This window comes from Terrisporobacter petrolearius (assembly GCF_020748185.1).
Taxonomy (GTDB): Bacteria; Bacillota; Clostridia; order Peptostreptococcales; family Peptostreptococcaceae; genus Terrisporobacter; species Terrisporobacter petrolearius.
Map to the genome: position 1 here is coordinate 1 of NZ_JAHZMO010000070.1, position 10054 is coordinate 10054.

General features: G+C 29.5%; 9 protein-coding genes. 5 read left to right on the forward strand and 4 right to left on the reverse strand.

The features are described from left to right. On the reverse strand, positions 1 to 724 hold a 724-nt coding region (locus K0040_RS19015; RefSeq protein ID WP_228110293.1), incomplete at its 3' end, for an SH3 domain-containing protein. A gap of 287 nt (positions 725 to 1011) precedes the next feature. Between K0040_RS19015 and hcp the strand changes: the two genes are divergently transcribed. Beyond that, the gene (gene hcp, locus K0040_RS19020; protein ID WP_228110294.1) at positions 1012 to 2685 is read left to right on the forward strand and encodes a hydroxylamine reductase; all 1674 of its coding nucleotides are present in this window, start codon (positions 1012 to 1014) and stop codon (positions 2683 to 2685) included. Between the two features lie 326 nt (positions 2686 to 3011). Continuing rightward, a complete protein-coding gene (locus K0040_RS19025) occupies positions 3012 to 5654 on the forward strand; it encodes a cation-translocating P-type ATPase (protein WP_228110295.1) in 2643 nt (880 codons plus the stop codon). A 99-nt stretch (positions 5655 to 5753) separates the two neighbouring features. On the opposite strand, the gene hydF is transcribed toward K0040_RS19025, so the two are convergent. The 3 genes from hydF to K0040_RS19040 all read right to left on the reverse strand — a co-directional run bounded on the left by hydF (position 5754) and on the right by K0040_RS19040 (position 8044). Beyond that, the gene (gene hydF / locus K0040_RS19030) at positions 5754 to 6983 is read right to left on the reverse strand and encodes a [FeFe] hydrogenase H-cluster maturation GTPase HydF (protein ID WP_228110296.1); all 1230 of its coding nucleotides are present in this window, start codon (positions 6981 to 6983) and stop codon (positions 5754 to 5756) included. 147 nt (positions 6984 to 7130) lie between these two features. Then, the gene (locus K0040_RS19035; RefSeq protein ID WP_228110297.1) at positions 7131 to 7559 is read right to left on the reverse strand and encodes a hypothetical protein; all 429 of its coding nucleotides are present in this window, start codon (positions 7557 to 7559) and stop codon (positions 7131 to 7133) included. Positions 7560 to 7609: 50 nt separating this feature from the next. Beyond that, the gene (locus K0040_RS19040; protein ID WP_228110298.1) at positions 7610 to 8044 is read right to left on the reverse strand and encodes a hypothetical protein; all 435 of its coding nucleotides are present in this window, start codon (positions 8042 to 8044) and stop codon (positions 7610 to 7612) included. 238 nt (positions 8045 to 8282) lie between these two features. On the opposite strand from K0040_RS19040, the gene K0040_RS19045 reads away from it, so the two are divergent. From K0040_RS19045 to K0040_RS19055, 3 genes are all read left to right on the forward strand, one after another. Beyond that, entirely contained in the window at positions 8283 to 8618 is a 336-nt protein-coding gene (locus K0040_RS19045; RefSeq protein ID WP_228110299.1) for a PadR family transcriptional regulator, read from the forward strand. Positions 8619 to 8621: 3 nt separating this feature from the next. Next, entirely contained in the window at positions 8622 to 9374 is a 753-nt protein-coding gene (locus K0040_RS19050) for a permease prefix domain 1-containing protein (protein WP_228110300.1), read from the forward strand. 123 nt (positions 9375 to 9497) lie between these two features. Then, positions 9498 to 9725, forward strand: a complete 228-nt coding sequence (locus K0040_RS19055) for an SDR family oxidoreductase (protein ID WP_228110301.1) — start codon at positions 9498 to 9500, stop codon at positions 9723 to 9725. Positions 9726 to 10054: the final 329 nt, after the last annotated feature.

The window sequence follows — 10054 nt, forward strand, 5'->3', positions numbered from 1 at the left end:
GTTTAATTTTATACCAACCATTATCAGTTTTGGCAACAATAGTAACTTTAGTATTTTTCTTTAAAGAAGCAACCTTATCATAAGTAGTATTAGGCCCTTTTCTAGCATTAAGGTTACTATTCACAGTACCATTAGCAGAGTAAGGAGCCTCACTATAGTTAGGCTTATTATTTGCAATAGTTATGTATTGAGAGGAAACATATCCATAACCACTATTAAGTTTAATTTTATACCAGTTGTTAGAAGACTTAGCAACAATAGTAACTTTAGCATTTTTCTTTAAAGAGCCAACTTTAGCATAAGTAGTATTAGGCCCTTTTCTTACATTAACATTATTATTTGCGGTACCATTAGCAGAGTAAGGAGTCTCACTAGGCTCAGGCTTATTATTTGCAATAGCTATATATTGAGAAGAAACATATGCGCAATCATTATTAAATTTAATCTTATACCAACCGTTATTAGTTTTAGCAACAATAGTAACTTTAACATTTTTCTTTAAAGAGCCAACTTTAGTATAAGTAGTATTAGGTCCCTTTCTTACACTAAGGTTTGATTTAGTAGTACCTTTTGCTGAACAAATAGTTTCCTTAATTGTGGCTGCAAAAGCAGTTGTTATGTAATCACTATTTTTTGTAGAGAAGTCTCCCGTAAATACTCCTGACATACAAACAGTAGATACTAATCCTGTAATCATAAATTTTTTTAATACATTATTTTTCATAATATCACCTCAGATTATTTTTGATTTACTATTTTAAAACAATTTATATTATAGTCTTATATTCCATTAATTGCCATAAATATTACAAAACTGAAATGTATTATTGTATATTGATTTATATAACGATTTGCTTTAAAAATTAACACCTTCTTTGAAATTGGGGATTTCTTTACATTCAAAAACTAATTTCATGATTATGAAAACCTTCGAAATATCAAATAAGTAACTATATTTTTAATGAATTTAGTAAAGACTAGAATATGAATAAAACTTTTGGAGGTAAAAGAATGGAAAACAATATGTCAATGGAATATCCTATGTTTTGCTATCAGTGTGAACAAACAGTAGGAGGCAAAGGATGTACAAAGTTAGGTGTATGTGGAAAAACACCAGAAGTTGCTAATCTTCAGGATTTGCTTATTTACCAAATAAAAGGCATAAGTTGTTATGCAAAAGAAATAGTTGAAAAAGGAGAAAATGTAGATAAGGATATAGTAAGCTTTATTGAAAATTCTTTATTTACAACTTTAACAAATGTAAACTTTGATGCTGAAGTTCATGTGAAAATGTTAAAAGAATCTCAAAAATTAAAAGAAGCATTAAGAAAAAAAGTAGGAAAAATTAAAAATGATACAGAGCACGCTACATATAACTTAAGTGAAACTAAAGCCGAAATGCTTAAGGATTCAAAAAAAGCTGGGATAATGTATGATAGTGAATTGGACCCAGATATTCGCTCTTTACGACAAACTATAGTATATGGATTAAAAGGAATATCAGCTTATGGCCATCAGGCAAGAGAGCTAGGATACTTTGATGATCAAGTTGATAATTTTTATGTAAGAGCATTGGAAGCCACAACTGACGATAGTCTAAGTGTAGAGGATCTAATCAGATGGACTATGAGAACTGGTGAAATAAGTGTGGCTGTTATGAAAAAGCTTGATGAAGCAAACACAAAGACTTATAAAAATCCAGAACCTAATAAAGTAAATGTTCATGTAAAAAAAGGCCCATTTATTGTAGTATCAGGCCATGATCTATGGGATTTACAAATGTTATTAGAACAAACAGAAGGTAAGGGTATTAACATATACACTCATGGTGAAATGATTCCATGTCACGGATATCCAGAGCTTAAAAAATATGATCATCTTGTTGGGAATTTTGGTGGAGCTTGGCAAGATCAACAAAAAGAATTTGATAATATTCCAGGTTGTGTACTTATGACTACGAATTGTTTAATGAAACCAAGAGAGTCTTACAAAGATAGAATATTTACAACAAGCGTTGTTGGATGGGATGGAGTTCAGTATATAGGAGTAGGAAAAGACGGAAAAAAAGATTTCAGCCCAATTATTGAAAAAGCATTGGAACTTGGTGGATATGAGGAAGACCAAGAGCCACATGAAATTTTAGTTGGATTTGGACACCAGGCCACACTTTCTCATGCAGAAACAATTGTTAATGCAGTAAAGGATGGCAAAATAAGACACTTCTTCTTAATAGGTGGATGTGATGGTGCAAGACCAGGTAGAAATTATTATACTGAATTTGCAGAAAAAGTTCCTGATGACTGTGTAATATTAACTTTAGCTTGTGGAAAATATAGATTTAATAAATTAGACTTTGGAGAAGTTGCAGGACTTCCAAGACTTTTAGATGTGGGTCAGTGCAACGATGCTTATTCAGCAGTTAGAATAGCAACAGCATTAGCAGATGCTTTTGAAACTGATGTAAATGGATTACCATTATCACTAATTATATCTTGGTACGAGCAAAAAGCAGTGGCAGATTTACTTGCACTATTATCTCTAGGGATAAATGGTATATACTTAGGACCAACTCTTCCAGCATTTTTAAGCCCTAATGTACTTCAATATTTGGTTGATACTTTTGATTTGAAAACAATAAGTACACCAGATGATGATTTAAAGTCTTGCTTAAAACAGGAAGTCTAAAATTAAGTAAACAAATAAAAAAGAATAAGTAAAGTAAAAAATAATTAACAAATAAAAACTTGCATAAGATCTACTTTATGTTTATAATAATTAACAAATAAAGAAATTCCCATGAAGGGGAGTAGCTTTCACATTATTGTGATAATCAGTCGTCAAAACGGATTAAAATCCCGGTTGATTAGCGAGTTTAAACTTGTTAGCAAGACCTTCAGAGTAGTTTTATCTACTTTGTTGGTCTTTTTTTATTGGAATTATCACTTTAACAAAATTTAGTAGTATTTATATTAATTCAGAAGATGGATTTTATAATAATGGGAGGAAATGGTATGTTTTATAAGGAAACAAGTGAAAAAACAATTAGACATTTTAAGAGTAGTCTAGATGGATTGTCTCAAATGGAAGTTATGAAAAGACTAAAGCAAAATGGACCAAATGAATTAAGAGAAAAGGAAAAGGTACCAACTTGGAAGTTGTTTTTGGATAGTTTTAAAGATCCACTAGTAGTTATACTTTTAATAGCAGCCTTAGTACAAATATTTTTAGGCGAAGTAGTAGAATCTGTAATTATATTTGCTGTACTTATTTTAAATTCTATTTTAGGAGTAGTTCAAACTAAAAAAGCGGAAGGATCTTTAGATAGTTTAAAACAATTATCTGTACCAAATGCAAAAGTAATTAGAGATGGAATTAAAATTACAGTACCGTCTAAAGATTTAGTTGAAGGAGACATTGTTGTTTTGGAGGCTGGAGATTATGTGCCAGCAGATGGAAGAATAATAGAAGCTCAGACTTTTAAAGTAGTAGAAGGAATGTTAACTGGAGAAAGTGAACCAGTACTAAAACATGAAGATAAAATAGATGAAGAGTGTGCCTTAGGTGATCAGAAAAACATGGTGTTTAGTGGTTCTATGGTAGTATATGGCCGAGCTACTTATGTAGTTACAGCTTGTGGAATGAAAAGTGAAATAGGAAAAATAGCAGATTTATTAGATAACGCAGAAAATAAAGAGACACCACTGCAAAAGAAACTTGATGAGTTTGGTAAAAAGTTAGGTGTTGGTATAGTTATATTAGCAGGATTAATTTTTTTAGTGCAAGTTATTCGAGGAGCAAATATAGCAGATTCATTTATGTTTGCTATTGCCATAGCAGTTGCAGCCATACCAGAAGCATTGTCTTCAATAGTAACTATTGTTTTAGCTAAAGGAACAAATACAATGGCTAAAAAACAAGCAGTAATAAGAAAGTTGCCAGCAGTGGAAACTTTAGGTTCAGCAAGTGTAATATGTACAGATAAAACTGGAACACTAACACAAAACAAAATGACTGTTGTTGATTTTTATATGTATGGTGATAAAGAAAAAGCACTAGCTACTAATATGGATGAAGAAATAGCTTTATCTAGAAACGATGACATAGCATCAACTAGTGAAGCTAACGAGAGTGAAATAGCATTAACTCTAGCATCAACTTTATGTAATGACTCAGATGTAACAGAAGAAGGTGTGGAAATAGGAGATCCAACAGAGGTTGCTCTTATAAATCATGCAGAAAAAAACAACATAAATTACAAAACATTAAGAGAAAAATGCAATAGATTAAATGAGTTACCTTTTGATAGTGATAGAAAACTAATGTCTACAATAAATAAAGTAGATAATAATATATACATGTTTACAAAAGGTGCTCCAGACGTGATTTTTAGCAGATGTAAATATGCATTAGATGATGGAGAAGTTGTAGCTATTAATGATGAAATTATAGATGAATTTAAAAAAGCAAACGAAGATTTTTCAAATAAAGCATTAAGAGTTTTAGCATTTGCTACAAAAGAAATTAAAGATGAGAACTTTGTACCAACTTTAGAAGATGAAGATGAACTTACTTTAATAGGTTTAATGGCAATGATTGACCCACCTAGAAAAGAAGTTTATGAAGCAGTAAAAGAAGCTAAAGAATCAGGCATAAAAACAGTAATGATAACTGGGGATCATAAAACTACTGCAGCAGCCATAGGCAGAGACATAGGAATAATGGAAGAAGATGATTTAGCCCTTACAGGTAAGGAACTAGATGATTTAACTGATGAAGAACTAGATGAAAAACTAGAACATATTTCAGTTTACGCTAGAGTATCTCCTGAAAACAAAATAAGAATTGTTAAAGCTTGGCAGAAAAAAAATAAAATTACTGCCATGACAGGAGATGGTGTCAACGATGCCCCAGCACTTAAGCAAGCAGACATAGGTATAGGCATGGGAAGTGGAACAGAAGTAGCAAAAGATGCGTCTGCCATGGTACTTTTAGATGACAACTTTGCAACAATAGTAAATGCCATCGAGGTAGGTAGAACAGTTTACAATAATATAAAAAAATCAATCACTTATTTATTTTCAGGAAACTTAGGTGGTATAATTGCCATATTATTTGCAGTTATTGCAGATTGGTCAAATCCATTTACTACAATACAACTTTTATTTATTAACTTAGTAACGGATTCTCTACCAGCTATATCATTAGGATTTGAGCCACCAGAAAAAGGTATAATGAAAAATCCTCCAAGACATCCAGACGAAAGTATATTAGCTGGAGGAACTTTAAGTTCAGTAGCATTTAGAGGTAGTGTAATAGGTATGGTGACAATATTAGCACAATATATAGGTATGCAAACTTCTCCTGAGCTTGGAACAGCAATGGCTTTTGCCACACTTACATTATCTAGAATAGTTCAAACATTTGCTGCAAGATCAAATACTGAAACAATATTTAGTCTAGGACTTAGCAGTAATAAATATGCATTAGGTGCAGTTGGCGTTTGTTTAGGAATGTTCTCTTTAACATTATTACCTTTTATGAGAGATATTTTTTCAATGCCAATATCATTTGGTTTAAATAGTTTAGGAATTTCATTTGGTCTTGCTGTAGTTGCAAGTTTAATTATGGAACTTAGTAAAAAAGTAGTAAAATAATAATTTATAAAAATAAAAGAGCATTTCAGTATAGAGCTGAAATGCTCTTTTTCAAAGAATACTTGTATTCAGCAAGAATAATATTTGTTATTTATTTATTTATTCTTCTTCTAATAAATGAGAAATATGAGGGAAAGGTTCAACAGTCCTTTTTAATATTCCTTGTATATAGGATATTAATATTCCATAATTGGTTATTGGTATATTGTGGTCCTTAGCACATTTTACTCTATACTTCATCTCTCTTTCGTTTAATGTACATCCACCACAATGTATAATCATTTTGTACTTTGATAAATCACAAGGGAATTCTGTTCCACTAGTAAATTCAAAGTTAAGATGATTATTAGTATATTGCATTACCCAGTTAGGAATTTTTACTTTGCCTATATCATCACATTGACGGTGATGAGTACATCCTTCAGAAATTAAAACAGTGTCATTATTTTTTAAAGATTCTAAAGCTCTAACACCTTTTATAGTTTCTTCTAAATCACCTTTGTATCTGGCAAATAAAATAGAAAATGAAGTCAATAAAATATCTTTTGGAGTCTCAGCAGAAACTTTTGCAAATACTTGGCTATCTGTTATAACTAGCTTTGGTTTTTTACCTAAACTTTGTAGTGTTTCTTTAAGTTCGCATTCTTTAACTACAATGGCAGTAGCATTGGCTTCTAATATATCTCTAATAGTTTGCTGTTGAGGTAAAATAAGTCTTCCTTTTGGCGCTGCTTTATCAATAGGTACAACTAAAACTACAAAGTCAGAAGGATTTAGCAAATCAGCAACAATTTTATATTTAGGTTCATCTGTAATAGCTTGTTTAGCTATCATTTCTTTTAATTCATGTATGTTTTCATTAGTAGTAGAACTTACCCAAATAGTATTAGATAAATCATATGTACTTCCATTTATATGAAAAGAATTTTCTTTCATTAAATCTAACTTATTCATGACTACAATATAAGGAATGTTTTTTTCTTTAAATCTAGAAATTAAAGCATCATCTTCTGGAGTAGTACCTAAAGTTCCATCTACTACTAAAACACCTATATCAGTTTTATTTAATACTTGATAACTTTTTTGCACACGCATTTTACCTAATTCTCCAACATCATCAAGACCAGGAGTATCTATAATTATTACAGGTCCTAAAGGTAGTAATTCCATAGCTTTTGATACCGGGTCTGTAGTAGTGCCTTTAATATCAGATACTATAGCTAAACTTTGACCTGTTATTGCATTTATTACGCTGGATTTTCCTGCATTACGCTTTCCAAATATACCAATATGAACACGCTCAGCAGAAGGTGTACTATTTAATCCCATTATCATTGCCTCCCAATTTTTATATATAATAAATTATATCACAGTAAAAATCCTAATTATAAAAAAATGGAAAAAAATAAGATATATATGTGCTAATGAATTATTATAAAAAAAACTGGTGATTTTATAGTCACCAGTTTCAAAAGTTTAATTTAATTTCATCTCATCTAAGGCAAGAGTTCCATCTCTATAAGCTGTGCATATATCAATAAAATACTGGGATTTATTATTATTATGCATATATACCATTATACTGTTTAAACTTAATGCATATAAAGATGATACATACAATAAAGATGAATAAGCAGCTTTAAGTTCAATATTAGATTCATTTGAATAGTCCTTTGATAATTGATTTGAACGTGTTACTAGTATAGATTCACAACACTTTATTTCTTCCTTAAACTTAGGTATATCTATGTGTCTGTCCCCAGATATTTCTTTAACCATAAGACTAATTTTATCTCTAACCATTTCTAAATCTTTTATGGGGGTGGAGATATTTTTAGTCTGGGCATATGAAATATTAGTAAAGAACAATAAAAAACAAAGTGTTAATGATATAAGTTTCTTCATGTTTCCCTCCAAGTATATAGTATTAGTTAATTTAGTATTAGTTCAATATATTAACTATTTTCTGATTTAAGATCATGTAATGATATAGTTCCTTGCTTAAAGACAGCGCATGTATCTATAAAGAAGTTGGTTTTGCTATCATCATTTATATATACTAGCATGTTGCTTAAACTTAGCTCATATAAAGCTATGGTATATAATATTGTAGAATATGTTCTTCTAAGTTGTATATTAGTTTCAGTTGAATATGCATTTGATATTTGTTTAGAGCTTGCTGCTAAAATAGATTCACAAAATTTTATATCCTTTGTTAATTCGTTAATATTTAGAGGGTCATCTCCTGCTATTTCTTTTATCATAAGGTTTACTCTATTGTTAACTGTATCTAAATCCTGGATTGCAGTTTTGATATTATTGGGCTGACCATAAGATGTATTTGTAAAAAGTAGTAAAAAACAAAGTGTTAATGTTAAAATTTTTTTCATATTTTCCTCCAAGTATATAGTATTGTCAAATTTAGTATTTACTCAATACATGCTAATATTCGCATAAATAATGATATTATAAAAAATCAAAGTAATAATATATTAATAAAAGTTTCAGATATATTTCATAAAATAGAATAAAAATACCTTGCATTACATAGTATTATATATTATATTTATATTATTAATACATTGCATTACAGAGTAGTGAATAAATATACTTAAAAGAAGGTGAATTATGCAATTAAACAAAGAAGCGCTAAAAGGACATATAGATACATTGATTCTATCAATATTAAATAGAGAAGATTGTTATGGATATGAAATAGCAAAAAAAGTGAGGATAAAATGCAATAATACATTTGAGTTAAAAGAGGGGACTATGTATTTGGCACTAAAACGCATGGAGTCAAAATCGCTGATTGAATCCTACTTGGGAGCGGAGTCAGGAGCTGGAGGAAGACGAAAATATTATAAAATTACTGAAGAAGGAAAAGAGGCTCTAACTATAAAAAAGAAAGAGTGGTACTTTATTCAAAATATAATGAATTCATTTTTAGAGGAGGAAAATTAAAATATGAAACAAATAGATGAATACTTAGATAGTTTATATAAAGAGGACAAAAGTAAAGAAACAATAAGCCTTAAGTTAGAAATGAAAGAGCATTTATTGGAATCGGTGAAAGAGTTAAAGGATGAAGGTTATAGCCAAGAAGAGGCTATTGAAATATCAATTGACAGATTTGATGGTGGGATAGAAATGGAAGACGAGTTACAAGGAATTATTAAACAAGCTTGGTTTGAAAAAAATAACATAAAAAATAAGATAACTAGTTTTTTTAGAAACATATTAATTGTAAGTGTAGTAGTTTATGCATGTTTGACTTTTTATAACAACAAAATGATTGACTATCATACGCAAATATATGACAAAGTAAGTAAGGATTTACATACAACAATTGCAGATATAAATAATCCAAAACAATATAAAAATAAATTAGATAATATGTTAAATGAAAAGTATGGGGAAGTAAAACAGTTGAAAATCTATTCAAATGAAAATAACGAGTCTAAAGAAAATTTAAAATATAATTATACTAAAGGGAATTTAGCAGATACTATTTATTTAGAAAATAGCAATGATGACTTAGATAATTCTAATAAATTATACTTTGAAATTGGGCTAAAAGGTGGCTTATATTTAATTTCTGATAAGTTACTATTGATAGATTTATTCATTGGATTAGCAGGATTTATTGGATTTATTTTATCAAAGCTAGATATGTTAGATAAATTCTTTATTAATAGAAAGTATAAAGAAAGCTTATAAATTATATAATATTGGGTATTAAAATTTATAAGAATTATATTAAAGAGGAGAATAACATAGGAAAGATAAGATAGTAGTTTTAACAGGTGAATCCAATGGAATTGGAAAGGGTATATTAGATCCATAAGTCCTGGCTGGATTGAAACAGAAGATAATGTAAAACATTCAAAAAAAGATAAATTACAGCATCCAGTATGTAGGGTTGGCAAAGTTTCAGATATTTTTAATATGGTTATGTTTTTATGTAGTGAAAAAGTAAGTTTTATTACTGGTGAAGATATTAAAGTTGATGGCGGAATGTCAAAATTAATGATATATAAGGATGATAATGGTTGGTATTATTCAATATAGTAAGAAAAAGTATAAAAACTAGGGAGTTTATCTAGCTTTTATACTTTTTTGTTTGACCTGAATGAGACTGTGAAGTTTTTTCTGTAAATAGCTTTCTATGATAAGTTTATTAAGGCATGGATATGAAAATTATGTATCCATGCCTTAATTTGAATGTAATTCCAATTTAATTGCATGTCAAGTACACCTTGTAAAAAGGTGTTTTTTTTAGAAATAATTTGTTTTTTAAATAAGTCTTCCTTCATACATTATTGATAATTCACCATAAACTTTGCCCCAATTTCTAAGGGGTAAGGTCCATTTTTTTGTTGCTTCAAAAGTAGCTAAAT

What these genes read in the sequence shown, in the direction of transcription:
- hcp (WP_228110294.1), top strand. Translation starts at nt 1,012, where the DNA reads ATGGAAAACAATATGTCAATGGAATATCCTATGTTTTGCTATCAGTGT.
- K0040_RS19025 (WP_228110295.1), top strand. Translation starts at nt 3,012, where the DNA reads ATGTTTTATAAGGAAACAAGTGAAAAAACAATTAGACATTTTAAGAGT.
- hydF (WP_228110296.1), bottom strand. Translation starts at nt 6,983, where the DNA reads ATGGGATTAAATAGTACACCTTCTGCTGAGCGTGTTCATATTGGTATA.
- K0040_RS19035 (WP_228110297.1), bottom strand. Translation starts at nt 7,559, where the DNA reads ATGAAGAAACTTATATCATTAACACTTTGTTTTTTATTGTTCTTTACT.
- K0040_RS19040 (WP_228110298.1), bottom strand. Translation starts at nt 8,044, where the DNA reads ATGAAAAAAATTTTAACATTAACACTTTGTTTTTTACTACTTTTTACA.
- K0040_RS19045 (WP_228110299.1), top strand. Translation starts at nt 8,283, where the DNA reads ATGCAATTAAACAAAGAAGCGCTAAAAGGACATATAGATACATTGATT.
- K0040_RS19050 (WP_228110300.1), top strand. Translation starts at nt 8,622, where the DNA reads ATGAAACAAATAGATGAATACTTAGATAGTTTATATAAAGAGGACAAA.